Origin of the sequence: Nocardioides panacis, from assembly GCF_019039255.1 — a bacterium.
In the GTDB taxonomy this organism is placed as follows: domain Bacteria; phylum Actinomycetota; class Actinomycetes; order Propionibacteriales; family Nocardioidaceae; genus Nocardioides_B; species Nocardioides_B panacis.
Window position 1 is genome coordinate 4,239,844 of record NZ_CP077062.1, and the last position, 25,916, is coordinate 4,265,759.

Annotated in this window: 23 protein-coding genes; 11 read left to right on the forward strand and 12 right to left on the reverse strand. The window is 66.2% G+C overall.

Features of this window, described 5'->3' with window-relative positions; genetic code table 11:
- The first annotated feature begins 526 nt into the window (after nucleotides 1-526).
- Both KRR39_RS20775 and KRR39_RS20780 read left to right on the forward strand, forming a co-directional pair.
- Nucleotides 527-1,147 (forward strand): antibiotic biosynthesis monooxygenase, encoded by a 621-nt coding sequence (locus tag KRR39_RS20775; protein WP_216939305.1) that lies wholly within the window; start codon nucleotides 527-529, stop codon nucleotides 1,145-1,147.
- A gap of 76 nt (nucleotides 1,148-1,223) precedes the next feature.
- Nucleotides 1,224-1,382, forward strand: a complete 159-nt coding sequence (locus tag KRR39_RS20780; protein WP_216939306.1) for a hypothetical protein — start codon at nucleotides 1,224-1,226, stop codon at nucleotides 1,380-1,382.
- A gap of 538 nt (nucleotides 1,383-1,920) precedes the next feature.
- Here the strand turns inward: KRR39_RS20780 and KRR39_RS20785 are convergent.
- The 3 genes from KRR39_RS20785 to KRR39_RS20795 are packed head-to-tail and all read right to left on the reverse strand — an operon-like array spanning nucleotide 1,921 to nucleotide 4,965.
- Nucleotides 1,921-3,336 (reverse strand): amidase, encoded by a 1,416-nt coding sequence (locus KRR39_RS20785; protein WP_216939307.1) that lies wholly within the window; start codon nucleotides 3,334-3,336, stop codon nucleotides 1,921-1,923.
- On the reverse strand, nucleotides 3,333-3,515 hold the full coding sequence (locus KRR39_RS20790) for a hypothetical protein (protein ID WP_216939308.1): 183 nt from the start codon (nucleotides 3,513-3,515) through the stop codon (nucleotides 3,333-3,335). The genes KRR39_RS20785 and KRR39_RS20790 overlap by 4 nt, the downstream gene beginning before the upstream one ends.
- 10 nt (nucleotides 3,516-3,525) lie before the next feature.
- The gene (locus tag KRR39_RS20795; RefSeq protein ID WP_216939309.1) at nucleotides 3,526-4,965 is read right to left on the reverse strand and encodes an APC family permease; all 1,440 of its coding nucleotides are present in this window, start codon (nucleotides 4,963-4,965) and stop codon (nucleotides 3,526-3,528) included.
- A gap of 194 nt (nucleotides 4,966-5,159) precedes the next feature.
- On the opposite strand from KRR39_RS20795, the gene KRR39_RS20800 reads away from it, so the two are divergent.
- From KRR39_RS20800 to menC, 3 genes are all read left to right on the forward strand, one after another.
- Nucleotides 5,160-6,062: a hypothetical protein gene (locus KRR39_RS20800; RefSeq protein ID WP_216939310.1), complete on the forward strand. Its 903-nt coding sequence runs from the start codon at nucleotides 5,160-5,162 to the stop codon at nucleotides 6,060-6,062.
- A gap of 59 nt (nucleotides 6,063-6,121) precedes the next feature.
- Nucleotides 6,122-7,219, forward strand: a complete 1,098-nt coding sequence (locus KRR39_RS20805; RefSeq protein WP_254185306.1) for a M20 family metallopeptidase — start codon at nucleotides 6,122-6,124, stop codon at nucleotides 7,217-7,219.
- Between the two features lie 204 nt (nucleotides 7,220-7,423).
- Complete coding sequence (gene menC / locus KRR39_RS20810) at nucleotides 7,424-8,329, forward strand: o-succinylbenzoate synthase (RefSeq protein ID WP_254185307.1); 906 nt, start codon at nucleotides 7,424-7,426, stop codon at nucleotides 8,327-8,329.
- A gap of 3 nt (nucleotides 8,330-8,332) precedes the next feature.
- Here the strand turns inward: menC and KRR39_RS20815 are convergent, their stop codons facing one another.
- Nucleotides 8,333-9,946, reverse strand: a complete 1,614-nt coding sequence (locus KRR39_RS20815; protein ID WP_216939312.1) for a PucR family transcriptional regulator — start codon at nucleotides 9,944-9,946, stop codon at nucleotides 8,333-8,335.
- 227 nt (nucleotides 9,947-10,173) lie between these two features.
- Between KRR39_RS20815 and KRR39_RS20820 the strand changes: the two genes are divergently transcribed.
- Both KRR39_RS20820 and KRR39_RS20825 read left to right on the forward strand, forming a co-directional pair.
- A complete protein-coding gene (locus KRR39_RS20820; RefSeq protein ID WP_216939313.1) occupies nucleotides 10,174-11,430 on the forward strand; it encodes a FlgD immunoglobulin-like domain containing protein in 1,257 nt (418 codons plus the stop codon).
- Between the two features lie 644 nt (nucleotides 11,431-12,074).
- The gene (locus KRR39_RS20825; protein ID WP_216939314.1) at nucleotides 12,075-13,148 is read left to right on the forward strand and encodes a hypothetical protein; all 1,074 of its coding nucleotides are present in this window, start codon (nucleotides 12,075-12,077) and stop codon (nucleotides 13,146-13,148) included.
- Nucleotides 13,149-13,254: 106 nt separating this feature from the next.
- Here the strand turns inward: KRR39_RS20825 and KRR39_RS20830 are convergent, their stop codons facing one another.
- The 6 genes from KRR39_RS20830 to KRR39_RS20855 all read right to left on the reverse strand — a co-directional run bounded on the left by KRR39_RS20830 (nucleotide 13,255) and on the right by KRR39_RS20855 (nucleotide 19,194).
- Nucleotides 13,255-14,043 (reverse strand): hypothetical protein, encoded by a 789-nt coding sequence (locus KRR39_RS20830; RefSeq protein WP_216939315.1) that lies wholly within the window; start codon nucleotides 14,041-14,043, stop codon nucleotides 13,255-13,257.
- A gap of 150 nt (nucleotides 14,044-14,193) precedes the next feature.
- Nucleotides 14,194-15,105 (reverse strand): tyrosine-type recombinase/integrase, encoded by a 912-nt coding sequence (locus KRR39_RS20835; RefSeq protein WP_216939316.1) that lies wholly within the window; start codon nucleotides 15,103-15,105, stop codon nucleotides 14,194-14,196.
- A 151-nt stretch (nucleotides 15,106-15,256) separates the two neighbouring features.
- Complete coding sequence (locus KRR39_RS20840; protein WP_216939317.1) at nucleotides 15,257-15,934, reverse strand: hypothetical protein; 678 nt, start codon at nucleotides 15,932-15,934, stop codon at nucleotides 15,257-15,259.
- A 189-nt stretch (nucleotides 15,935-16,123) separates the two neighbouring features.
- Nucleotides 16,124-17,467 carry a FlgD immunoglobulin-like domain containing protein gene (locus KRR39_RS20845; protein ID WP_216939318.1) on the reverse strand — a complete coding sequence of 448 codons (1,344 nt, stop codon included), beginning with the start codon at nucleotides 17,465-17,467 and terminating at the stop codon, nucleotides 16,124-16,126.
- A gap of 218 nt (nucleotides 17,468-17,685) precedes the next feature.
- Nucleotides 17,686-18,279 carry a hypothetical protein gene (locus tag KRR39_RS20850; RefSeq protein WP_216939319.1) on the reverse strand — a complete coding sequence of 198 codons (594 nt, stop codon included), beginning with the start codon at nucleotides 18,277-18,279 and terminating at the stop codon, nucleotides 17,686-17,688.
- A gap of 150 nt (nucleotides 18,280-18,429) precedes the next feature.
- On the reverse strand, nucleotides 18,430-19,194 hold the full coding sequence (locus tag KRR39_RS20855; protein ID WP_216939320.1) for a thermonuclease family protein: 765 nt from the start codon (nucleotides 19,192-19,194) through the stop codon (nucleotides 18,430-18,432).
- Between the two features lie 416 nt (nucleotides 19,195-19,610).
- Here KRR39_RS20855 and KRR39_RS20860 point away from each other — a divergent pair, with 416 nt between their 5' ends.
- Nucleotides 19,611-20,129, forward strand: coding sequence for a hypothetical protein (locus KRR39_RS20860; RefSeq protein WP_216939321.1), 519 nt, complete (start codon nucleotides 19,611-19,613; stop codon nucleotides 20,127-20,129).
- Nucleotides 20,130-20,420: 291 nt separating this feature from the next.
- On the opposite strand, the gene KRR39_RS20865 is transcribed toward KRR39_RS20860, so the two are convergent.
- Nucleotides 20,421-21,362, reverse strand: a complete 942-nt coding sequence (locus KRR39_RS20865; protein ID WP_216942886.1) for a DUF2510 domain-containing protein — start codon at nucleotides 21,360-21,362, stop codon at nucleotides 20,421-20,423.
- Between the two features lie 297 nt (nucleotides 21,363-21,659).
- Between KRR39_RS20865 and KRR39_RS20870 the strand changes: the two genes are divergently transcribed.
- The 3 genes from KRR39_RS20870 to KRR39_RS20880 all read left to right on the forward strand — a co-directional run bounded on the left by KRR39_RS20870 (nucleotide 21,660) and on the right by KRR39_RS20880 (nucleotide 24,620).
- Nucleotides 21,660-21,905 carry a hypothetical protein gene (locus tag KRR39_RS20870; protein ID WP_216939322.1) on the forward strand — a complete coding sequence of 82 codons (246 nt, stop codon included), beginning with the start codon at nucleotides 21,660-21,662 and terminating at the stop codon, nucleotides 21,903-21,905.
- 181 nt (nucleotides 21,906-22,086) lie between these two features.
- The gene (locus tag KRR39_RS20875) at nucleotides 22,087-23,433 is read left to right on the forward strand and encodes a Swt1 family HEPN domain-containing protein (protein ID WP_216939323.1); all 1,347 of its coding nucleotides are present in this window, start codon (nucleotides 22,087-22,089) and stop codon (nucleotides 23,431-23,433) included.
- Nucleotides 23,434-23,756: 323 nt separating this feature from the next.
- On the forward strand, nucleotides 23,757-24,620 hold the full coding sequence (locus KRR39_RS20880) for a hypothetical protein (RefSeq protein WP_216939324.1): 864 nt from the start codon (nucleotides 23,757-23,759) through the stop codon (nucleotides 24,618-24,620).
- 119 nt (nucleotides 24,621-24,739) lie between these two features.
- On the opposite strand, the gene KRR39_RS20885 is transcribed toward KRR39_RS20880, so the two are convergent.
- Complete coding sequence (locus KRR39_RS20885) at nucleotides 24,740-25,843, reverse strand: DUF4365 domain-containing protein (protein WP_216939325.1); 1,104 nt, start codon at nucleotides 25,841-25,843, stop codon at nucleotides 24,740-24,742.
- Between the last annotated feature and the right edge of the window lie 73 nt (nucleotides 25,844-25,916).

Sequence of the window (25,916 nt, forward strand, 5' to 3'; positions counted from 1 at the left end):
GCATCCCCTGTTCGCGTGACTCGACGCTCACGGGTGCAAAGAGGCACCGCCCCAGGTCACGAGATGTCCTGAGGCGGTGCGGATGCCGGGCCCGTAGTCCAAACGGGATCGAGACGGAAGATGTCAGTGAGCCGTCTGCTCTGGAACCGGGGTCTCCCCAGGTCTCTGAGCCACCCGATCATCTGAGAGCGCGTGTCCCATCACCTGCGCGGATCGCGGCATGAGCGGACGTTTCCATAGCCTCATCGCCTGGTGCGGCTGAGCGCCTAGAGGCAGGTGTACTGCTCGTTGGGTGCGGGGTGAAGGACGAGTTCCTGTGGAATGTGCGCGGGACTCTTCGGCTCAGGACCCTGGCAGCGTACGGGGATGCTTTCACGGGGCCGTGAAGCGCGCTGGGGCGTCCGTCGCCGGACACCGCCCGCGTGGCTCCGGCGATCCCATGTACGCGGGATGACAGGCGGACCGCCCGACCGGCACGTTGGAGTCTCCACCCTGCCAGCGCTCGGGACCGTCCACGGGAGTCGAGATGCAGTTGCGAGCCACCCTGATCACGGCCGACCCGGCACGGCTCGAGGAGGCCGTCCGTTTCGTCGAGACCGACGCGCGCAAGCTCGTCGAGGGCGAGCCCGGCAATCTCGGCATGTCGCTGAAGGTCAACAGCACGCTCGGAGTCGCGGTGGTGCACAGCTTCTGGGTGTCAGCCGACGCGATGCGGGAGAGCGACAAGCACGTGCGTTCGACCCGGGAGACCGCTGCTGACCGCGCCAGTGGCACGGTCTCCGTGGAGACCTACCGGGTTGCGAGCGTGGTGAGGGTGGCCCCCTGGGCATCGGGGGGCGGGGTCCGGGTGACGCGCGCTGACGCGGACCCCTCCCAGCTCGACACGGTGGTCGCCGCCTACGAGGACACCGCCGTCCCGTGGCTCACCGAGACCGCGGGCTTCTGCGGCGCGCTCTTCGTCGCGCAGCAGCGCACGGGCCGCACCGTCAGCGAGACGATATGGAGCGATGCGGCCGCGCTGGCCGAGAGCCGGAGCGTGGCGGCCGCCATCAGGGTCGACACCGCGGCGGCCGCCGACCTCGCCGTACGAGGGCTCGAGGAGTACTCCCTGCTGTTCAGCACGGTCCGGCCCGTGCCCGCCGAGTGACCTCTCCCATGCGTCTGTTCGACGGGACGCGGGCGCCTACTCGACGGGGGCAGGGTCGAGCGCGTGCAAGGTTGTCGTGCTCGAGTTGCAGGAGGGGCATATCGGCGTCGATGGTTGGGATCTCGGCTTCTGTCGCCTCGACATTGCAGTCGTCGAACTTGGTGAGCGTCCGGCCGGCGGCCCGAGGTTCAGCGCGAACCTTTCTGAGTACGGCGCCCCTGACGTGGCGACCTGACGATCAACGATGCGCCGGCGCAGGTTGGTCGCCAGCCAGCCGCGGCCGGAGATCAGACGTCGTTCCTCGAAGCACAGACCTCCAGCGGGCAAACGCTCTCGCTGCAGGCCCCTGCAGGCTGCAGGGCACGGTCGGCGCGGCGCGCAGCTCGAAGCAGGCGTCGTTGTTGCCGGAGCTTCACCCGTGACCAGATCATCCGGATCTCCGAGAGCGTCACCTATCGACAGTGAGCAGCAGCCCCAGGCGGGCGGGCGCTACGGCGCGTGCCCGCTCATCGGTTGTGCGTATGTTGTGCGGGGCGCCACCTTCACCGGTTGTGAGAAATGGGACACAACCAGTAAGAGCGCTCGCCGACCGCGCCAAAGGGCTTCGGCACGTCCGCTCATCGGCACATCCGGTAAACGGCACTTGCCGATAGGCGGCGGTTCGACGCGCCCACCTGCGCGCGTCCAGGGCAAGAGCGACCGATCGCAAGTGATGTGCACAGCCGGAGCGAGGAACTGGTCAATCGGACGTCGCGCCGCGTGGCAGTCGCCGTCTAACGGTCGAGGTAGGCCGTCGCTCGTCGCGATCCGAGAGGCTCAGTCGATTCGAGCAGGTGCCCGACGTCCAGCACGCTCTGCTCCCCGCGTGCGGGACCGATGATCTGCATCCCCACGGGGAGTCCCTCGACAAGACCGCACGGCACCGACAAGGTAGGGAGACCCAGCAGGCTGGCTGGGCCTACGAGCCGGATCAGGTTCTCCAAAGCGTCCACCTCCTTGCCATTGAGGAGCGCCGTCTCGGAGCCGATCGTTGGCGTGCGGATCGGTAGCGTGGGACCCGCGATCACGTCGACCTCGGCGAAGGCGGCTTGCACCTCTGCGCGAAGATGCCGCCGGATCTGCTGCGCCTCCAGGTAGTCGACAGCTGACGGCAGCTCTCCGCACTCGAGGAGCAGCCGCACGTCGTCGCTGTAGTCCTGCGGACGGTCGCGCAGGTTCGCGCGGTGCACTGTGCTGGTCTCGCTGGTGTCAATGATGGTGAGCGCGTACTCCGCGTCCTTGAGCCCCGGGATGCTGATCGTCCGAACCTCCGCGCCCAGGCCACGCAGCGACTCGATGCCTGCGCGGACGGAGCGGGCGATCTCGTCGTCCACGTCGCTGAAGTAGAAGTCCTCGACGACACCGATGGTGACGCCCTCGAGGCTGGTCCGCAGGGAGCCGGCAGTGGTGGTGCCCGGCAGGTTCAGGGACCCGGGGTCGCGCGGGTCGTAGCCGCTGATCGCGTCGAGCATGACGGCCGCGTCCTTGACGCTGCGAGTCATCGGACCGACGTGGTCCAACGTCCAGGCCTCCGGGAAGCAGCCGAACCGGCTGACCCGTCCGTACGTCGGCTTCAGCCCGACGATGCCGCAGAACGCGGCCGGGATGCGGATCGAGCCGGAGGTGTCCGACCCGAGCGCCGCGGTCGCCATGTTGCTCGCGAGCGCAGCGGCCGAACCGCCGCTCGAGCCGCCCGGGCTCTTGTCGAGGTCCCACGGGTTGCGGCAGGTGCCGTAGTAGCGGTTGTCCGTCGTGCCACCCAACGCGTACTCGTGCATGTTGAGCTTGCCGAGGAACACGGCGCCCGCCTCGGAGAGCCGGTCGACCACGGTGGCGTTGGTGCTGGAGACGAAGCTGCCGTGGATCTTCGACCCCATGGTGGTGACCCGGTCGGCGAAGTAGATGTTGTCCTTGATGGCCAGCGGTACGCCGTGCAGCGCGCCCCGGTAGTGGCCGCCGGAGATCTCGGACTCGGCCTTCCTAGCTTCGTTGAGAGCGTCGTCACGGTAGACGTCTATATAGGCTTTCAGCGTGTCGTCGTGACGCCCCATGTTCTCTAGCACGGCAACGGTCACCTCGACCGGAGACACTTGACCGGACTCGAGCATCGGAGCCAGCTCGTGCACCGGCAGCGCTGCGAGGTCGCTCATGCCTGCTCCTCCACTGCTCGCCAGGTCACGGCGATCTCGTGGTCGGCCAGCAGGGACTCGTCCACCTCGCCGCGCAGCCGCAACATCTTGGCCCAGTACTGTTCGAGCGGGGCCTCGTCCTCTGCGGGGACAGTGAGGCCGCGGTTTTGCAGACGCTGGAGAGCGGTTGGATTCGTCATCGGTGCCCTTTCAGTCGGTGACCTGCGGCTCGCGCAGGGCGGCCATCGCGTCCCGGCGGGAGCGCAGGTAGAAGAAGTAGTATGCGAGCCCCAGTGCATAGATGATCGCAACGGCGATGAGATCCTTCCTGGCCTGCTGGCTCAACGCCAGCAAAGCGCCCAGGATCGCAAGCACCGGCGGCACTGGGTAGAGCGGCAAGCGGAACGTCCGCACCGAGGTCTTGTCACGTTGCCTGCTCACGATCGTGGTCACCCCGACGAACACGTAGATCGAGATGGTGAGCACGGACACGAAGGTCACGACGGCGACGATGTCGGAGGCGAAGCAGAGGATAGTGGCGCATACGCCGACGACGAGGGTGGCCACCCAGGGGGCGTCGGTCGCAGGCAGGAGCCTTTGCAGCGCTTTGCTGACCGGCGACGGCCAGATGCCGTCACGACCGCTTGCCCAAAGCACCCGGGCGAACTGCAGCGTGATCGCCAAGCAGGCATTGAAGAACGCGATGACCGCTCCAATGATGAGGATCGTGGCCGCGGTGTGGCCCCAGTGCTGCTCGACGACGTAGGTGAGTGGGGTGCTGGAGGACAGGAACGCCTTGAGGTCAGGAGCTCCGAAGGCTGCACCGAGGAACGCCGCCAGTTCGAGCCCCACGCCCACGAGGCAGGACACCAGGACCGCCTTGCCGACGTTGCGAGTCGACCCCTTCGTCTCCTCGGCGAACGAGATGGCCGCGTCGTACCCGTTCACGGACTGCAATGCGATCGCAACTGCGGCGACGACAGCTCCCGTCCCGAAGGACTGCAGCGTCCCGTCCACGACCCCCATTGGGTCCAGGAAGGTCGAGACGCTCTGTGTGGGGTTGGAAAAGCCGGCCACTGCAATGACCACAATGACGACCATCTCCAGGGCCAGGAACAGTGCGGTCATCAACGCGTTGACGTGAATCTTCAGCATCGCCAGGCCAGTGACAATGACCATGGCGATGGCGGCAGAGAGGTTGACCGGAAATACGTCGTTGAGTGAGTTGAGGTAGATGCCCACGCCGAGCGCGATACTCGCGGGGAGGAAGATCGCCTGCACGACGTAGCTGAGCAGGGTGAGAAAGGCGGCCCACGTGCCAAGCACCCGGGCCACGATCGAGTAGATGCCGCCGGCGATCGGATAGAGCGCGCCCAGCTCAGCCATACACAGGGCGACCATCACGGCCAACGTCGCACCGGCGAGGTAGGCGAGCACCGACCCGGTGCCGGCCACCGCAACCACGGCAAGCCCGACGATCAGCAGCGAGCCTGCCGGCGTGATGTCCGACAACGTAAGGATTACCGAGCCGATCGTCGTCAGGCCCCGCTCGAGCCGTGGCCTGTAGCCCAGCTGACGGAGCCGGGTGTCCCCGTCGATATCGATGTGAACGGTGTCAGTGGGATGTGGTCCGCTCGGTGCGTTGGCCATCAGTGATCCTTCAAGGTGGGCGAGATGGACGTCAGGGTGCCGTCGGGTGCGGCGAGCCTAGGGGAGACCAACGTCTCGAAAGGTTTGCCGATTGCACAGGCTTTTCGTCCGAGAGTTGTCACCTTTGCACGAAGCGGCACCGGACGGCCCGAGGAAGGATGGGTCGCCAACCGCTCCCGGCGAAAGGACCCGATATGCCGCACACCGCGCCACCACCGGACAGTCGGGCGCGGGACGACGCGGCTATCCCGGACGAGCTCGCTGAGTCCGCGGTGACCGGGGCCGAGCGCGATGCCCGGGAGGCAGCAGACCGCGCGCAGATCACCATCGTCGAGGCGCGGGACGAGTCCGCCGCACGCCTGATCGCGGAGGTCGGCGCCAGGGTCTGGGGCCCGCGCGGCACGCTCGCACCCAACGAGCTGCGGGCCCTCATGCACGCCGGGGACCCGGTGCACCTCGCCCTAGACCGCAGCCAGCCAGGGCGCGACGTAGTGGGGTTCGCGGTCGGCTTCGTCGGCTGGTCACCGTTGCTGCACGTGCACTCGCACCAGGTCGGAGTCGTGGACGGACATCGGCGCCGCGGAGTCGGCTACGCCCTGAAGCTGGCGCAGCGGCACACCTGCTTGTCCCACGGCATCACCGACATGCGCTGGACGTTCGACCCGTTGGTGCGCCGCAACGCGTCGTTCAATCTGGGGGCGCTCGGTGCTCACGCCGCCGCATTCCACGTCGATTTCTACGGCGCGATGGATGACGCGATCAACGAGGGCGACGCCTCGGACCGGTTGGAGGCGGTCTGGGCGCTGGCGAGGCCGCTGCCCTCTCGGCCAAGCGCCGCGCCCGCGATCCGTGGCGAGCTGGTGCCCCTGCTCGTCGAACGCGACGGCCGGCCACAGCCGACCGGCGCCGACCCGTCGGCCGGAGCCATGCTCGCCATACCGGCCGACTACGAGACCTTGCGAAGGCAGGACCCCTCTAGCGGCAGGGCCTGGCGCGCTGCTGTTCGCGAGGTCCTGCGCGCGGCGTACGCCTCCGGCCTGCGCGTCGGCCGGGTCACCGACACCGGCTACCAGCTGGTCGCCGGGGACGACGCGTGATGTCCGGACCGGATCCGCTCATGCAGGTGTGCGCCCGGTTGGCCGCCCAGCAGGGCGCCATGGTCTCGATGCTGGACACCTTGGTCTCCAGCGAGTCCCCCTCCAACGACCCGGCTCTTCTCGCGATCACCGCTGACCTGGTGGCAGACCTGGGTGAGAACCTGCTGGGCCAGCAGGCCGAATGGGTGACGACGAGCGGGCCGAAGGCCCTCAGGTGGGACCTTCCCGAGGTTCGTAGCGAAGCCGCGCCGGTCGTTTTGCTGGCTCACCTGGACACGGTCTGGCCAGTGGGCACACTGGACCGCTGGCCGTTCTCGGTCACCGACGACCGGGCGACCGGTCCGGGCGCCTTCGACATGAAGGCCGGTATCGTCCAGGCCTTCTTCGCCCTGGCCGCACTCGCCGAGGCCGGGCTCCCGCGTCCACCCGTCGTCGTGCTGGTGACGGCGGATGAAGAGATCGGCTCACCCGCCGGGCGCGAGCTCGTCGAGGCCGCCGCACAAGGAGCGAGCGCGGTACTCGTGCTGGAAGCCTCGGCCGGTGGCGCCTTGAAGATCGCCCGCAAGGGCGTCGGTAACTATTGGCTGCACGTCACCGGCCGAGCCGCGCACGCCGGACTCGAGCCGGAGATGGGCGTCAACGCACTGGTCGCCGCCGCCGAGCTTGTGCTGGCCCTTGGCGGCATCGCCGACGCCGCTGGGGGCACCACCGTCACGCCGACGGTGGCCGATGCTGGCAGCGCCCAGAACACCGTCCCGGCGACCGCGTCGATCGCGGTCGACGTTCGCGCCGTCACGGTGGCCGAGCAGGAACGGGTCGACCACGCGCTGCGGGCCCTGCGTCCGTCGAATGGCGCCACGGTGACGGTCGAGGGTGGGATCAACCGCCCGCCGCTCGAGGAGCGGGCCGCAGCCGACCTGTACGCCCTGGCGCAGCGGGCCAGCAGCCGCTGCGGGCTTCCACCGCTTAGCTCGACACGCGTGGGCGGTGGGTCCGACGGCAACTTCACCGCGGCGCTTGGCGTGCCGACGCTGGACGGGCTCGGTGCCGTGGGTGCGGGCGCGCATGCCGAGGGCGAGTACGTCCTCACCACCGCCATGCCCCAGCGAGCTGCCTTGCTCGCTGGCCTGATTGTCGAACTCGCGAGGAGAAGTTGATGAAGCTAGCGTCTGTTGAGCTGCTGCGTCTGAAGATGCCGCTGGTCGCGCCGTTCCGTACGTCGTTCGGCGTGCAGACCGGACGTGACGTCCTCCTCGTCGTCGTCCACACGACCGACGGGGCCACCGGCTACGGCGAGTGCGTCGCGCTGGCAGACCCGGTCTACAACGAGGAGTACGTCGAGGGGGGCTGCGCATGTCCTGTTGCGCTATCTCGTGCCTGCCGTTCTCGCCGAGCCCGACCTCACCGCCGCGAAGGTCGCAGGTCTCACCGACGGCATCGTCGGGCACCGTATGGCGAAGGCCGCGCTGGAGCTCGCCGTGCTCGACGCGCAGCTGCGCACAGTGGGCATGAGCATGACCGAGTACCTCGGCGGAGTGCGGGAGAGGGTCGACGTCGGCGTTTCAGTTGGCATCACCGACACAGTCGAGGACCTCGTGCGCGTCGTAGGCGACTTCCGAGCGCAAGGCTATCGTCGGGTCAAATTGAAGATCCAGCCCGGCTTCGACGTCGAGCCCGTCACAGCGGTGCGGGAAGCGTTCGGGAGTGCCCTGGCGCTTCAGGTGGACGGCAACACCGCTTACCGTGCCAAGGACCTGGCCCACCTGACCGAGCTGGACGCATTCGGCCTGCTCTTGATCGAACAGCCCTTCGAGCACGACGCCAATGACCTGCACGCTGAACTGGCCACTCGGTGCGTCACGCCGATCTGCCTGGACGAGTCGCTGACGTCGTCGGCGACCACGGCGGCCGCCATCCACTCCGGCGCCTGCAGTGTCGTGAACATCAAGGCCGGCCGGATGGGTGGCTACCTTGAGGCCCGTCGGGCGCATGACGTCGCGACCGCCCTGAACACGCCGGTGTGGTGCGGCGGCATGCTCGAGACTGGTCTGGGCCGAGCCGCGAACCTGGCCCTGGCCTCGCTCCCGGGCTTCACGCTTCCCGGCGACATCTCCGCCTCCGACCGCTACTACGCCCAGGACATCACCGAGCCGTTCGTGTTGGTCGACGGTCAAGTCGCGGTGCCGCAAGGTCCTGGGCTGGGGGTCACCGTGCGGGAGGACGTGCTGCGAGAGGTGATCACGTCGCGTCAGACCGTGTCGGCGTAGACGTCATAACTTGCGTAGGTGCAGGGCAGCCATCAGCCGCTCATCCGGGTCGTCCAGTCGCAGGCCCGAGAGCGCCTCGATGCGCTGCAAACGGTAACGCAGCGTATTGCGGTGCACGTTCAACGCCTTCGCGACCGCGCCGGCGTCCCCGAACCCGTCGAGCCACGCCCGCAGGGTCACTCCGTATTCGCTGCCATGTTTCGCGTCGTACTCGACGATCCGGGCCACGGGTCCCTCCCACAGGGCTGACATCGGCGTGAGGGCAGCGAGAGCCTTGTAAACCGACACCGACGCTCGGACCTCCTCGTGCGACGCAACGGGACCGCGGGCAGGCTCCCGCGCCAGGCATTGAAGGATCTCGTCCACCGACGCTGTGCTGGCCGCAGCGACATGCAGGGTCGACACAACCGGGCCGCAGGCCACGCGGACGCGGAAGCCCGCCTGCTCGGCGTCGCTCGCCAGCCCCAGAGCCAGCCTCTGGATACCGTTCTCGACCTGCGCCCAGTCGTCACCGGTGAGCTCCGGCAGTAGTGCCAGCATGCGCACCCCCGCCAGGGTGCTGGACACGTGCCACCGGAAGGCCATAGCGCGGGCGTTGATGAGCTCGTCGATCCTGCGGTAGGCGTGGTGATCGGCCGGCAGCGTGCCGCGGGAGTCGAGCGCGATCCCCATGACCGCAGCCGGGAGGTCGGCGTCAATGCCCAGAGCGTCGGCCGCGGTCCGTACGTCCACGCGGTCCTCAAGCAGCTGCCGAAGCATGTCCTCGCGATGCTGCTGCAGTGTGAAGCCGACACTCTGAGCACGCAGCAGGTGCGCGGACGCCGCCCGCGCGGCATCGTGCATCACCGTCTCGGCCTCGCGACCGAGGGGCACCTTCCCTTCAAGAGCCCACAAGGTTCCGAGCACCTCGGCGTCGGCTCGCACCGCGACGGCCAGCCTACGTCTCAGACCCAGCGAGGCATCGGCCTCAAGTTCGACGACGGTGTCGGACTCCCGCAAGGCGTTGAAGACGCCCATCTCACCGAGGTGGCGGAGATAGATCTCGGGCACCCGACGACCCAGAATCGCCTCGCGTCGTGGAGTGTCTAGCTCGTCATCTTGCAGCGTCGAGTAGGCGAGCACGTGGCTCGTCGCATCCTCGATGGTGACGGCACCGCCGACTGCCATGGCGAGGACGTTGGCGAACCCGAACAGGTCACCGACTGCCTGGAGGCTTCCTGACGATGAGTGCGCAGCCGTGATGGCGTGCCGCATCAGGACGCTGATCTGCTCCCATCGCATCGCCTTCGGCAGCTCCATCAACGTGACGCAGGCACCCTCGGCAGTGCTTCGCAGTCGAGACGCCCCCACGTCGGTCGACTTGACCACGACCGCGGCCGCCTGCGCCACGCCCGCCGCTTCGAGCAGCTCGACGGCCTGCTCCGACGGAGCGTGGACGCCGACCGCCAGCACCACGTCCCCCCGCCGTATGACAGGCGGATTGACGGGGTCGTAAACGATCACCTCGCAGGCGAAAGCCGTCTCCAGCCCGGGGGTCGAGAGAACGCGGACGACGGCCGAGCCCAAGGTCTTCACAAGCCGGCTGAGTGGAACACCGTCCTCCTCGACATTCACCATCTATTTAGGCTCCACTCGGTTGTACGCAATTCGATGTGCAGGTGAAGCCTCGCACGGGAGGCGTGCATATTCGGCCAGCATGCAGTATCTGACAGGTGGGAGGCCACAACCGCACGGAACTCATCTCGCAACTCGGAGACGCCAATGGTGTGGCCTCCGCCGTGCGCACCGTGTCGTACGCTCCGACCCGCCAGTCATCAACCGGGGGAGGCGCCGTGCGTCGCAGCATGCTCATCGCCGTCACCAGCACCATGGTCGCGCTCGTGGTCTCCCTGCTCGGCTTCACGCCGGCCCGGGCGGGCGTCACCGGCACGGGGTCCCCGGCGCCCGGACCGCACGACACGTTGGCGCTCACGTACCGCCACTACGCCGTGAAGCAGCCCGGTGGCAGCGTGCGCGAACGGGTCGGCATCCACCTCGGTGCAGCCGCCGAGGTGCACATCGGCCTTCGCGACGGCTTCGGCCGGTTCGTCCGGGGGCGGGTGAACCTGGGCACGCTGTCTGCCGGGTGGCACTACTGGACGTGGTCGGGCTACCAGAACGGCGGGGTCCCCGCGCCGGACGGCCGCTACGGGGTCACCGTGCACGCCACTTTCGAGGAGTCCGGCTTCACCACCCAGGACGGGCTCGAGGTGCTTGTTCACCGTCGGTACCACCCGGGCTCGGTGACCAGCACCTACTCGACCATCTACCCGCGCGCCAGCACCCTGCACGACTCGACGACCCTGGGCTTCCGTCCCCTCGAGATGGTCCGGGCGACCATCCGGATCCGTGACGCCGCCGGCCAGGTCGTGTTCACGTGGGCGTACGAGGTGTTCCACACCTACCTGCGGGTGACGTGGGACGGCCGCACCGGACATGGTCGGGCTCTGCGGGCGGGCACGTACTACGTGACGGTGTCCGGCGTCGACAGGGATCATCTCGCCGGCCGCACCCGGGCGCGCGCCGTGAAGGTGTCCGGGCAGAGGTTGGTGCAGCGGACCAAGACCATCACGGTGGCTCCGGCCGACGTGGTTCAGCCCTTCTGTGGCTATGACTCAGGCAACGGCTGCTGGGACTACCCGCAGTGCGGCACAGTTGCGCCCAGTGACCGGTTCACCCAGAACGGGGCGCTGAGCTACCGGTCAGGGCGGGGCTGCGCCCAGCCGGCACCGTGGGTGCCCCTGTCCCGCCGCCATGAGGTCACGCTGACCGACGACGCCCCACGGGGCTACGGGACGATGGCCGTGTCCGTGTTCGGAGGCCCAACGACCGCTGGCGCCGCGGACCAGGGTGTTCTCTCCGCGGGTGGCCTCAGCGCGTCGACGGGGCCGGACACCGACGACCACGCGACCGTCCTTCCGCCGGTCCCCGTCGGGCACGTCGCGGTCGGTCATGCCGACTACGTGCCCGGGCTCGCGTGGGAGTTCACGACTCGGGACGGCGCCAGCTATGACGCTGCCTACTACATGGTGACGTACACGTTCCTCACGCCTCAGTCCTGACCGGCTGTCCTTCCCTACTCGAGGAACGTGGCGCGGTCCGCCCTCTTGACCAGATTCGAGACACTCACAGCGGTGAAAGCGTTGGGCACCCTGCCGGCTCGGCTCGGTGGGAGGAGCTGGCCTGATCAGGAGCTTGACCACCTGGCGTGAGTGGCGCCTGGCGTGGAGGTTCGACTTTGGTGATCTTCAGGGAGCTGAGATCGACGTAGTCATCGACCTCAAGTGTTCCGGCAAGCAGCCTTTCGATCTCCGAGTACTCGTGGGCGAGGTCTGCGTTGCCAGATGCGACCTCGCGAACTGGGACTCGACGTGACGGCGGGCCGCCTCTGCCTGCCGTTCGGCCGCCGCGCGCGCTCGATTTGCAGCGGCCTGCGTCCGTGCGAATGGCTCCGGCTTGATAATCCTCGGACCACCGGGTGTCTGGGCGACGTGGGGCCAAGCCGTTTGGTTTGAACCCTTCCGAGGCATGTCTGTCCCGGCGAGGAAGTCGGCCCGGCGAGCGTCGCAGGGCCGCCTGGTCGCTGTCGCGGCGAAAAGATGCAGTTCGAACGCTCAGTGAAAAGGGCGCTTACTTGTCCGCGACGCCTGTTGGTGGATGACGAAGTTGCGTGGGGCACGAGGGACTGAGCGCTAGCGTCCTCACCATGTCCACACATCCCGATGTTCGGATCGAGCCTGGCCCGGACGGCTCTTGGTCGCTGATGCTTCGTGAACGCCCCGTCGTCACGGGGTTGTCCCGCGAGCAAGCCGAGCGGGAGGCGATCAAGACTCCGAGTGAACTCGTTCTTGGCACCCCGTTCGCCGATGACTGGTTCAACCGCGGATACGCCGCACAGAGGATCACCGAAGGGTCAGTGCGCGCCGAGGACGTCTGTGACCCGATCGAGTATCAGGGATATCGGTTCGATCTCTTCGATCTCTACGACCGAATGTGGGGGATCAGCGAGGCCCTCGAGGACGGAACACGCCTCTTCCGGCCGAAGCCAGGCAGCCGCCAAGCTTTGAAGTGGCTGATCGCGGATCTCTCCGGGACCCCTGCCGACTCGCGCAAGACGATGCCGGAAAATAACGCCCTGCGCCACGCGACCCATGCGCGTCTACAGGAGCGCGGCTGGTCCGAACGGATCAACCAGGTGTCATTCCGGTTGCTCCGCGAACCGGGCGGCGACGACGCCGTTGTGCCGATCAAGACCGTCGATGCAGCGGAGGAAGACGGCGAGGCCATCGTCGACGTCGAGGCCGACGACGTCACCGAGAGCGGCCGGCTCCGACTCGGTGAGTTCGAATGGAGCACATGGCAGGATCTTGACAGCGCAGCAAGGGAAGCAACGAAACACCCAGGCGTTTACCTGGCCCGCAGCGGACGCGACATCGTCTACGTCGGTATGGCCGGGGAACGCCGTGGCATGGGCGTTCGAGGACGTCTTCAGACCTACGCTCGGGGCCGTGGCGCAGTTTCGGGACTGGGTGAAGCCGCACTCGACCGGGCGTTTGCCGATCCAGCGTGGCTCGCCAGCCGTCTCGCCAGCCTGCACGCCGAGGGCCCGGCACGGTCGAAAGAGTGGGCCCGCGATGCCATCCGGCATGTGAATCTCCAGGTGTGCTGGACTGCTGCGCCGGACGCGGAGACAGCCAAGGCCTGGGAGCACAGCATTCTGCTCGAGCTCGAAGACGTAGCCCTGTGGAATCGAGCCAGGCCACGCCAAACGAGCGAGTAACCGCTCGGGTAAAGAAAGCCAGCTTCAGCGCGAACACGTGGAGCTCGCGGCGGACGCGCATGCACGCCTGCGGCCTCAAGGCACGCCACCCCCCGGAGGGTCGGTCTCAACTACCGAGCGGCACCTTCTGCGTGTGGTCCCACGAAGCGGCGCGATAGTCCTCGAGCCTTCGTACTACGTCGGTGGCGGCGCTCTGGCTGACGGGCTGGTCCTGGAGTCTTGTGAGCCATTCCACGAGGCGCCGGCCTGAAACGAAATCGATACCGTCCACGTTGGCTCCGTCGGGTACGCCGTGGTGAGCCGCGCCCCAGAGCACGACGACCGGGGTCACTCGAAGCGGGTTGATCTTGGCTCGGTGACGCGCTCCCCGCTCGCTCTTGAAGAGGGTTCGTGCCAAGGCCTCGGCGCGCATTTGGGCCTTCGTGGCGGCCTTAGCCATGTCGATGGTGTCGCTGGCGTTGTTGCGCCATTTGGAGTCGATAGCGACTAGGCCGCCGTTGCGGGTGACGACGAGGTGATCGAGATCGCCGGCTTGGAGGTTGATGCTGTCGACCCAGCCCCAGATCAGTCGCTTCCGTTTCGCGCGCTGCAGTTCGCTGCGGGTGTTTTCCTCGCCCCAGGCACCTCGTAAGTGCCAGATGGCTTGGCCATCGTTGGCGAGGAACGCTGCGTGTAGGAGGTGAAGAAGGATTGCGACCAAGGTTGCCTGGACGACTCCAAGCAGCCACCAGGTGAAGGCGTTCGGCGTCATGACGACGGTGAACAGAAAGAACTCCAGGGTCAGCAGTCCGACAACACCGGCGGTGAGCAACGCGATGAGCAGGAGGTTCGCTCTGGACCACTGAAGGAACCGGCGCCGGAATTCGCGACGTGAAAATGGCCGATACCTGGTCATCGGTAACTCCTTGTTGTGGCAGCGTCGGAGAGTCAACCCCACATTCGGTCCGTTGGCAGGTTGTTTTACGACATCCGTCAGCTTGTGACTTGCAGGGCGATGACTCTCGAGAGTGCCCGGGCGGCGCGGCAGTTCGACCGAGGCGTCAAGTTAGACGCCGGCAACGTACGCGGTGAGGAAGTGGACGCCGTGGCGGTCGAGGTTGCCTCTGGCTCGGTCGTAGTGCTCGGTGGTGCGGGGGTCGGCGTGGCGAGCGAGTATCTGGACGTCGCGGAGGGGGACGCCGGCATCCAGGGCGTTGGTGATCGCGGCGTGGCGCAGCGAGTGCGGGCTGATGTGGCGGCGGATGGCGGCGGTCTTCGCGATCCGGACCACCATCCGGTAGACGTCGCGGCGGTCGATCGGCTTGCCGGAGACGGGGCGGAGTACCAGCGGGCCGGTGGTGCGTTGCCCGCGACATGCCTCGAGCACGCGCAGCACCGGGACGGTGAGGGGCATCGTCGCGGGCTTGTTTCCCTTGCCGACCAGATGCAGGACGCGGTGACCGCGCAGCGTCTCGGCGTAGTCCTCGATCCGCACCGCCGCGGCCTCGGAGGCTCGCAGTGCATTGATGCCGAGCAGGTAGGCAAGCGCGCCGTGGTGGACGCTGACGGTCTGAGCTACCTGGAGGAACCGGATCAGCTCGAGCCGGTCCAGGCCCTGCGTGCGGGACTCATCGGAATGGACCTTCGGGAGTCGTGCGTAGACCGCGGGGTCGGAGACGATCAGCCCGTCGATGTGCGCGAAGCGGAAGTAGCCGCGCACCGCGTGCATCATCGTGACAACCGAGGAGTCCATCAGTCCACCGTCGCCGAGCTTTCGGATGTAGAGCTCGATATGCGCGCGCTGGATTCCGACCAAGGGATCGAGCGCGTTGGTCTCGCACCAGGCGAACCAGCGGCGGAGCTGAAAGGCGTCCAGCGCGTGGGTATGGCCGGAGTACCGCGCCAGGTAGGAGACCGCCGCGAGCTGTGCAGGGGACATGGCGTCGGGCTGGAACGGAAGAAGTGTCGTGCTGGACATCGAAGTCACCTGGCGAAAGAGGCTCAGCCTCGCCACGGATCGCCACACGCGGTGAGGCACTTGCCCAGACGCTATGAATCACAGCGTCGGGGAGTGCCCTGCTACGGCGGTATGACGCGGGCCGCGCACTTGCGTCGACTCGCGTCGGGCGTCAACCTGCAGCGGCCTCTGGCCAACCGATTCCATCCGTGGTCACTGCGAGGATCGGTCTCATGTCGACCATCGCCGGATCCGGCGGAAGATCCAAGTACCGCTTGATCTCGCCGGTGCGCTTGTATCTGCTGAGGATCTTCGTCAATTGCTCTGGGGTGCTGGCGTTCATCACCGACAGCACGTCGGCAAAGCCCGTCTCAAACTTCTCGGCCATGACTATCCGTCTGACAGGAACGGCCGGCAGCTGATCTAACGGCGGCTGCCTGAATGCGTCGGCGTGCGCTTGAAGCAGCGGAGCGAGATCAGTCGAGCGCGTCGCGCGACCGTCAAGCCCAGAGCGGCAATCGGTGTAGGCCGACTCGATGAGTGGTTGGCCGAATCCAACCGCAAGGGCTTGAGCACGGTGACTGACCTGGCAGACAACGTTCCATCCCTCCCTCGGGGTTCGAACTGCACGCTTGAGCTCGACGAGCACCACGCGACCAGAGCTGTCGAGGAACAAGAAGTCGATCGACGGCGCGTTCCAGTGTCGTCGAGCATCGTTGACCTTGTAGTCGGTCATCACCTCCCATGCGGCTAGGAAGAACGGTTCACCACTGAGGCGGACCTGTTCTTGGCCGAGCCAAGACGCCGTCAAGCGCTTCTGCATCGACCACTCGGTCTCCTCGGGCAGCATGGTTGGAATCTACGGTCTGTCGCCCTCCTCTTGAGTGAGCATCGCGATCTGGCTCGGCCTACCAGTTCGCGGCGGTATGACGCAGACCGGTGCGACGCAGGCATGACTCTGCTCCGGTTCCATGCGGGGGACACTTACTTTCGGCGTCTGCTTCAAGATCGCGTGCTCAGCCCAGCCAGGGCGTGTGGTCTACGGCTGGGGGGTCAGGTACGTGTAGTGCACAGTGATGTCGGCGACGTCGTAAGAGTCGGTCCCGAGCGTCGCGATCGACCAGCTGAGGGACCTTTTGTAGATGCCGGACACCCAGTCCTCGTATGGGCGCTTCGTGGGCGGGGTTGTCGTCACGGTCTCACCGGCGACCGGTGCCGACGTGCCGTCGGGATGGCTTGTGTCGTTGGAGTAGCCGATCCCATTGACGAACAGCCGAGCGGTGTCGCTCTCCCCGGCCACGGTGGGCTTGCCCCGCATGGACAGCCACGTGGACCGCAGACCCCGCGGTGCGACCTGCGGTGTCAGCGTGTCCAGGGCGAGACCGCCACCGGCTACGGCGAGGCTCGTGTACCAGGGTCCGCAGGTGTCGGACGAGCGGAAGCTCTTCGCACCCGGCTCGGCATACACCTCGGAGGGCACCACGGTGCCGCACGGCATGGGCTGCGGATCTCTGCCGCCGGTCGTGTCCGTGGGTGTCGTCGACCCACGGGTCGGCGGGGCGACGACCGACCCGGTGGCCTCGACCAGGGGCTTGTCCGACACGTGCACCGCGACGGCCTTGGCGGGGCCGGGGTTCCCCGCTGCGTCCCGCACTGCGTACTGAAGCCGGTAGGTCCCGGCCGGGAGGGGGTAGTTTTTCTTGAAGTCCGTCCCGCGGAACTCGATGGGCGCCCCCTCCGGGTAGTCACTGGGGCGGTAGTCGAAGGAGCGCGACGTTGCGACCACGTGTCCGCTGGCGTCCTTCACGCTGAACACGACCTGTCCCAGCTCGGTCATCGGGTCGTCGCCGGTGTTGTTCAGGGTGACCCCGATGCGGTCCTGGGTCAGCGTCGTGTGCGGGTACACGGTGTCGGCGCTGAGCGTCGGTGTCCACTTCGTGTTGAAGTAGGTGTCGACGAAGACGTTGGCTGCGCTGCGCGATGTCTTTCCAGCTCTGGCGACCTGGTCGGCGACGAAGATGGCGTAGTAATGGCCGTCGCGGACTGGCTTGCCGCGTGGGTTCTTGCCGTTCCACTGCCAGGCGTGAACGCCGCCCGAGAGCCGTCCAAGCTTCTTCCTGTAGACGACCGTTCGGTCCGTGTTGTTGCGGCGGACGGTGACGATGACGTCCGACCTGCTGGCGAGGTTGTACCTGATGCGGACGTTGTCCTGGGAGCCGTCTCCGTTCGGGGACAACGCACCCTCGTAGACGTCATAGCCAAGCCTGATCACGGGCGGCGTCGTGCTGGCGGCGTCTGCGGACTCTGGGGCTGTGAGCGGCGCGAGAAGCAGGGCGGCCGCGACGAACGCGACCGTGACCCTGCCCAGGGAACGCTGGGACATTGACGGTGCGCTGGCGATTGGGTGAAGCACAAGAGTCCCCCGAGAATTGGCGTTCAAAGGTCTGACTGTAGTGGGCGCGAGCCTCCGTCGCCGGCGAACCCGGCCGAGGGCCGGCGCCCTCCTGGCGGACGTCCGTGGTGCGTCCGCGTCGCGGCGAAATGACTCAGCATTTCTAACCCGCCTAGGTGGCGCCCAAGCACGAGGCGGCTGCGACTGAGTCAATCGTCCGACCAGTGCTTGTCGACCACGCGGCCATTCTCGTACCAAATCTCGGCGTAGATGGCGTAGCCGGGGCCCGAGCGGCAGTACCGGTAGCTGCGGTGGCTCGCACCGTCGATTCCGGTGGTGCCGAAAATATGCGACACCCGAGCTTGTGTATCTCCGTTCTGCACGCGCTCGTACTCGGCGTTTGTCGCGCAGCCGCGGCGTGGTCGCGGCAGTGGCTCTCGGTAGCCGTCGGCGCCGCCGACCAGGATCTTTGAGAAGTAGCGCTGGAAGTCAAGGGTCGTCGGGGCGTAGAGCCTGAGAGGGACACGCCTCTTCGTATAGTGCCCGTTCGCGCAGTTCGGCTTGCAGTCGTTGACCCACTGTCGGGCCGTGGCCGTCGCGTATGTCTGGGTCCACTGGGACCATTGCACGCGGTCGAAGTAGCCGTTTCCGTCGCCGCACGCCAACTGAAGTGTTGCGGGCCGATGTTGTGCCACCCGGGTGCACGAGTAAAGCGCGGGAGTCGTGACTGCGGAGGTGGGGGCCGCTACGGCCAGCGGGCTCACCGCAAGTCCCAGAGCAGCAAGGCCGGTTCGAATACGCATCAGCTGCTCCCCAAGTCGAACTTGCGGTCCAAGCGTTCAACGCAGTCCGCGGTATTGCTGAGTCCGGCAACTCCCTCTTCCGAATCCTTGAACCGCCATGCCCTTCGACTCTTCGTCACGCGTTCCTCCTAAACCTTCAGGCAGATTTGGCTAGCAGGCCTTCCAGATACCGCGAGGCGCTGACTTCGCCGCTGCCTCGGAGCTGGTGTATTGAGCGGCGCGCTTGAACGGCACGTTGTTGTAGACGTACACGGCGGCATGGCCCGTCCACACTTGGGTCCGGTTGACGTCGCGTCCGTCCTGGACGCGACTGACGTAACGCAGCAGCCGCCCGTAGCGGTCCGCATTCGCCTGCGTATTGTCCGAGACGAGCTTGACGCGCGTCATTAGGGGAAGAAGCCGCTTCATGTAGCTCGAAGCAGCTGGCCCGCCACACTCGACTCTGCCGTACACCTCGGGGGTGTCAATGCCGACAAGACGCACGCGGCGCTTCGCGCCTGACGAAAACTTCACGTCGACCGTGTCACCGTCGACGACCTTGGTGACCCGCGCGTACTGGACGACCGTGGGCTTGGAAGGCTTGGGTGTCGGTGTCGGTGTGGTCGTTGCCGGCGGGGGAGTGGGCGTGGTGTCTACGGGCGGCGGAGTGGTCGGTGTGGGCTGCCCTGTGGGGGTTGTCCCGTTGTAGCAGGGGCAAGGGAGCGACTCGCAGACGATCCAATCGCCATCCGCATCTAGGCGGTGAGGATCGGATCCAGGGCTGTTCGCCAAGAAGAAGCTCTGGGCTGCCGCCTGGGTCGCGAAGTCGCTGCAGTCCCGGTCGTAGATGGCTTGAGCTGGCGATGTCACGAGCACTGTCAGAAAGCCGACCACGAGCGCGATCGTGGGCAGGATGGCAACGCGCTTCAAAGACATGATTTCCCCCGGAGCAAGACAGCTGGACCCAGGAGCCTAGGGGGAGACACACCCCTCTGTCCGACGTTCACTGCATAGCGTCATGAGTCCTCCTTGGAGCACGTCGAGCTCGATTGGCCGTTGGGTGTCGTCTGCCAGGTGCGCTGGTCAACCCGTTGGGCCGGCGAGCTGGCGGAACCGTTGGCGGTCACCACGGGATCCGTGCGGTGGCGCGCCAGTCCACTACCTGGCACCCATGGGTCCGTCGCAGCCCGGGCACGCAGCCTTTCCCACTTGGTCGAGATATCTGCTTGGACGCCAGCCGCCGCGCGGCCAAGGAACCATAGGATCTGCAACGGGGAGCGCCACCGTCCACGTAACCTGCTCAGGTCCGGCGCCACCACCGGCGACACATCGCAACTCTCGGGGACCCCGCCATGCGCACGCTCACCGCCATCACCGCCACCGCCGCTGTGCTGGCCGCCGTCGTCTCGGCCGCCGCACCGGCCAGCGCCGACGTCTTGTCCTTCACCGACAAGCGCGGGGACGCTGCCGCCCGCTACGACCTGACGGCGTTGCGGGTGAACAACTCCGCCGCCCGGGTCTCGGCCACCGTCCACGTCCGCGACCTGCGCGGGGACCGGACCCAGATCTTCGGGCTGACCGTCGCGGTCGTCGGCGGGGACACGACCTACATGCTCTCCACGGTGCGGCGCGCGAACGGCACGACCACGAGCCGCATTGACGGCTACACCTCTGACTACACCGACGTGACCAGCGACTGCACCCTGGTCAGCCGCTGGCAGCCGGTGAAGAACACCATCAGCGTCTCGCTGCCGCGCGCCTGCGTCGGTGGGCCGGGCGCACTGCGTGCGAACCTCTACATCGGAGCGGGCAACGGGAGCACCGGAGACCCGGCCGACCAGAGCAAGGTCGTCCGGGTCGGTCAGGGCTGAGCCCGGGTAGACACCACCGACGGCTGCCTCGCGGCCTGGCACGTCAGTGGTGAGGCATGGCGTCGCTTCGATGAAGACGAACACTTTGACTGACGAAGACAGTAGTGACGGGTTCTTTCGATGAACCCATCCCAGGCATCGAAGATGGCCAACTGGGGGCAACCTGCGGCGCTGAACGCGGCGGTGTGACGCAGGTCGGAGAGGTCTAACGCCACCTGCCATTTTCACCGGATCCGCAGGATGTTCCCCTGGTGACTCATTATTCGGAACCGGGCCCCGGGGAGCCAGCGATCAGAGTCCGCTAAGCAGCTTGGCCTTGGCACTCGCGAACTCCTCGTCCGTCAGGATCCCCTCCTGGCGGAGGGCGGCGAGTTCGCGGAGGCGGTCCGCCAGACTCGGAGGCGATGTCTGAGCCGGAGCAGCTGCCTCGGGCTGGACCGGTGGCGCAAGCTCAGCTGCCCCCGTGTCTGCGGTCGACGAGCCGTGGATGCCGAGAACGGCATTAGCCGCGGCTTCGAGCGCCAATCCAACGTCGACGTGGCCCTGCTTGGCGGTCTTGAGCCCCACACTGTTCGGAACCTGGTTGGACAGCGTGTAGATCTGACGGTCCGTAGCGACTGTCAGGTACGAGGTGCGAGACCCTTGGCTGGCGACGTGGGCCAACCCGGCAGCCGCCAAACCCGGTGCACTGGTCTTCATCAAATGCTTCGTGCCCTTGAGCAGGCCTGCAACGGCAGGGCCGATTGCACTCTCGAAACCGGAGCCGCCCTGTGAGAGCTGATCCGAATTTGATGGCGTGAACGTGATCGAGCGCAACTTCTCGTACGGCGTCTTCGCGTTGATGCCACCACCGCTCAGATTCGCGGCCATCTGCGATCGCACATTCGCGACGCTCGGGCGCTCCGGTTGCTCACCAAACGCAACGCGGACGTAGCCACCCTCGTAGACCTCGACGGTCGACAGCCCGAAGGTTCCGCTGGTAACGAGCGCGCCGGCAGCGGCTACTTCCTCCGCCCACTTCCGCTCCTGGGCTTCCCTTGATTCTCTCTTGTCGGCTGACCGATCGGCGGCAGCCTTCTTGAGCCTGGCGAACGCACCGTCCTTCTTGTCGGCCATGGGGGCTGTGGCACCGGCGCCAGGGTCGTGGATGTGCTCCGTCCACGCGGTCCCGTCCCAGTACCGTGTCGTGCCCTGGTCGTCCGGATACCACCCCGCGGGGGTCTGCTGGCTCATGTCGGCATCTTGACATCGGGGCTCGACAGAACCGAGGACCCTCGCCGCGATAGCTAGTTCGTGCTCCTCGTTCGCGGCGAAAGGACGCACCCTTGGGACCGAGCCCGCTGCGTTGGCGCGCGAGCTCTTACCGCGGCGTACTGGTTTGGTTCCTGACCGGTTTTCGGAGACCGGTCGCGCCCTAGTTGGGCAGCAGATCGTTGACCCGGCATCAGCGTCTGCCTAGGTTGATGCTTCGTCAACGAGCCGCAAGAGGGTGAATGCATTGCCTACTGGACCGCTGCACCAGCGCTACGGGTGGGAACCCTCGGTGCCGACACGAGCGAGGACTGCCGGTGCACGATCGGTGAGGATCACAACGACTACGGCGTCCTTATGGCTGAGGTTAATTTCGGGCAGGACGACCAGGACGACGGCGACCGGGACAGCGATGAGACGCTCAACGTCTACGACGCGGCCGATATCTGGATGTCGCATGGAATGGACGAGGACTACACCTTCGGCTACAGCGAAGATGAGTTGCGGCGCGCCGCCGGCAGGTGACCACCACGCGGCGGAATGGGGCAACCACAGAGCGTGGAGGGGGGCAGTACAGATGGTCGCCCGTCCTCCGGTGGCATGAGGTCACGACCGGGCCGAGCCGCGTGCGACGGGGTACATAGGTGCTTCGCGTTCGGCACCCTGGGGCGCCGCGAGTAGGGGTTGACTTGGTTAGGCTGCTGCAGTGAGTGATAGTGAGCGGATCCAGGTCGGGCAGGCGCTCGAATCGATATCTGTGGCGTTGGCGCCCTACGTGGAAGAGGCCATGGTAAATGCCTACGGCGACGACTGGGACGAGGTGGTTGCGGAGGAAGACGCCCGCCGGCGAAAGGATGGCCGGAGGTTCCCGGTCTCCAAGACCGACCTCTCTGTCTTGCTCAAGGCGCTCATTCATCGACGCATCGATCCGTGGTCCAGCCTCCGCAACTTTCCCAGGATGCGGGCTTACGCCAGCGAGATCCTGACGCTTCGGAATCTTCACGCACATGGAGACCCCTGTGAGGGGGAACATGGGCGCCTCGTTGATACCGGTCGTCGGCTTATCATGTTGCTTGGTATCTCCCTTCCGGAAAGCCTAGGGCCGACGCCGCATGCGGGTGTGGAAGTGGCTGTTGGCGAAAGTGGAGTGGAACTGCCTTCCCAGCTGCCAATCCGCATTGACCGTTGGGACGCCAAGATGGTCTCACTTGGTGAGGCCGGCGAGCAGGTCGGCGAAATCCTCATGAGGGCGTATGTGCTTGAGCGTGAGTGCCGTGCCGTGAGCAGTGCCGCGCTGATGGATCTCGACCCGAAGGCACCTGACTTCGAAACATTCCACCAGGAGTTGTGGTCCGCGGTCAGCGCCGCTGGGCCTGAGGTTGTCGAACTCCTCCGACGCTTGGAACAACTGGAGCTCGCCGGCCCTCAGCCCAAGGACCCAGCCATGTCGCTTCTCTTTCTACATGGACGCCACGTGCTGACAACGGGGTTCCTAGAGGCGGCCTGCAAGAGCCACCTCGGTGACATCGAACAGCACCAGTTGGATGCGATTCGCGACGCCGCCAGCGCTATCAGCGAGGCGGCCCGACATCAATCAGGTGCGGCATTGGAAGAGCGGCTTAAGGCCATCTCCGTAACGACTGACTTGGCTCGCGAGCGCGTGAACGAGTCGCGGCGCCTTGTCCAAGCCATGACAGTCGGCGACTACACATCATCAGTACTGCGTGTTGCTTCCGAATTGGATGACGCGAGCCCGATTGCCAATGCCATCGTCGCGGCCGCCAGGTTTGAACTCGCGGACGCTTCGCATGATGAAGCCGGCAACTGGACTCCAGAAGCCCTACCCCACATCCAAGACGCAGTTGCCCGCCTTAGGTTCGAGGCAGCCATGGAACCAGGGTCCTCCCGGGAGAGTCTCCTGGTCACAGCCCTCCGTCGTGAAGGTGAGATCTACGTCGACATCGACCAGCCTGAGCAAGCCCTTCAGTCGTTCGCTCGCGCTGAGGAGATCATCGACCGATACCCCTCGGCCGACCCCTCCCTGTCCGCGTGAGTGCTACTCCCTTTCCGTCGTCCCGCGAGGGCCCATCGGGCGCATGCTGAACGACTCATAAGCGTTCTGCACCTTGGTGTAGCCGCCAAATCCGTTTCTCCGCCCAGGTTTCCTGCGACAACCTGCGCTGAAGCCGGATGACCCGGCACACGCAAGAGCCCTGCCGTCCAGCCGAATCAATCAGATCAGCGCCCAGAGACGTTTGATCGGCGAGACGGTGCGGCCAACACGCGGCGATATGACGCTGCCGCTAGATCAGAGAAGGATTCGCGCTCTGACTCCGGGGCCGACACACTTCGTGTGTGACGTCGAGAAGAACGCCCATGCAGACGGGTTTTCCGGTCGATCTTCGAGGTGAGTCAATTGCTCGTCGCGACCATGCGGGCCCCTACGGTGATGTCGAGATGAAGGCAGCTCGAATCATTGAGCGGGCGACAGGAGCGCAGGTCGTTCTTCAAGATGACAACGTCGGGCCGCCAAAGCCCGACCTTCGCCTCGAGTACGGCGACGGGCGCAGGGGCATCGGTGAAGTCGTCACAGTGACTGACCCCGCTCGCGCCGCTGAGACCATGGCGTTCGCACACGGCGGACTCGACATCGTCGACGACAATCTGCGTTGGCAATGGTGGATCACAGCGCCGGCCCGCGTAGACCGCCGTCGTCTCCGCGAGGTCCTGGTTCCGGTGCTCGCAGACATGGAGGTCGCCGGAGAGCGACCACCCGCGCTAGGGCCAATCAACATGGCGACGGCAGGTCCTGGAGTTTTGAGGCTGTTGGACCTGGGTGTCACAGAGGTCGCGGCGAACGATCGCGCTGGAGACCAGGCTGGACATGTGCGATGGCAGCCGGAGGGAGCGGGGGGAACGCTCGAGGTGGATATCGAAGCCTTCCACGTGTGGCTTGCCGCCTTCCTGGCCAAGCCGCTCGCCCAGTCGAAGCTAAACAAGCTAGCTGGCGTGCCCGGCGAAATTGAACGGCACCTCTTTGTTGGCGTTTCTTGGAGCGCGCCTTGGCCGGTCGTGCGGCTCCTTGACCGTGAAGTTGATGCGCTGCCCTTCCGGGAGCCCGCTTTGCCAGAGAGCGCCAGCCACCTGTGGGTATGGGGATGCGAGCTCCCGGGGCGCGCTCTCGCCTGGTGGCCGGAGTGCGGATGGCTCGATGTCCAGCGTCACTGGCTAGCGGACTAGTCGCATCCGGTTGAGCTTGGGTCCGATTTGCTCATCACTCGCACTGAATTGACCGGTTGTCGTCCTCTGCGGCGGTGTGACGCCCCATCAGCATCATGGCTGCGGCGTCGTCAGTCTCCTCAGCTGTACCGGTTGACGGGCCGTCGCCACCGCAATTTCCCTGCGAACGACCGGTGAAGGGCCGGCGTCAACAAGACCAGCGTTGATAGCGCACCCAGCCCGACGGGTGTCCCCGCTATCCGCAGACCCTGCGTGCGCCACGGGCCGGCGCCGTGCTCGGTGTCATTGATAAAGACGACAGTCTGGCCCGTGTCGCCTCCGAGTAGCTGGTCGAATCGCGCTTCGTCGAGGTCGGCGCGGGTTCGCAACGCGCCCGGACTAGCCATCACAAGGATGGAAACCTTGCCGTGCGCGGTGAACCACTGGCCTTCCTCGCGCGGTTCGGCTGGATCGGTGTAGCCGTATTCAATACTCAGCGGAAATGGCCATCGCAGGGTCCCAAAGAGACGTCCCTGGAGCAGGCGAGTGCGCGCTAGATGGACATCTACGTCCGAGTCAACGGCAAGAACCTCAGCAGCGTCGAGCTCGACGTCGAGGACAAACTCGTGGGCTTCGAGGATTGCATCGACAAGTTCGCTGAAAGTGGACGGTTCTACAACGTCGAGCTCGTTACGCAACGGGTCAAGGCGGTGGCCGAGGTACTGGCCACGCCATGTCGTGGTGTCGATCCGCATCGACGCGTGCCGATCGAGGTCGTCGAGGAATGTTTCGTCAACTAGACAGGACGGTGGGACCCATACGCGGATTGACTTCTGCCCAGGCTCGCCGACCTCCTCCCACCGGACGTCGACGCCCCATCTGTTCTCGACGAGCTCGCGGACGTCGAGCGCCACGAACTCACTGATTGACTCGACCCAAACCGCTATGTATACGACCTCGGGAGCGTCGTACCACTCGCGCAAGTGGGCGATCTCGACGTCGGCGTATGCACCTTTGTCATTGAACTTGGCCGCGTTGAGCGTCGCGGCGTGGAGCCCCTTGAGTTGGAACCAAACCCTCGTCTGGCCCACCTCGTTAGTGCCAGTCCGCTTCAGCCGGATGCCGAGGTCGATGGCTCCCCGGTCGCGGTCGTACTCCAGCCACAGGGAGCGCCCGTGCAGTCGTCTGCGTAGCTCCAAGACGTACCCGTCTTCGAACTCCTCCTCTGGGATGGTTGTCGACACGTACCAAATGTTGCACGCCACGCACCGCCAGCGAAGATATGTGTGTCGACGCGGAGCAGTCATCGCGATCGAG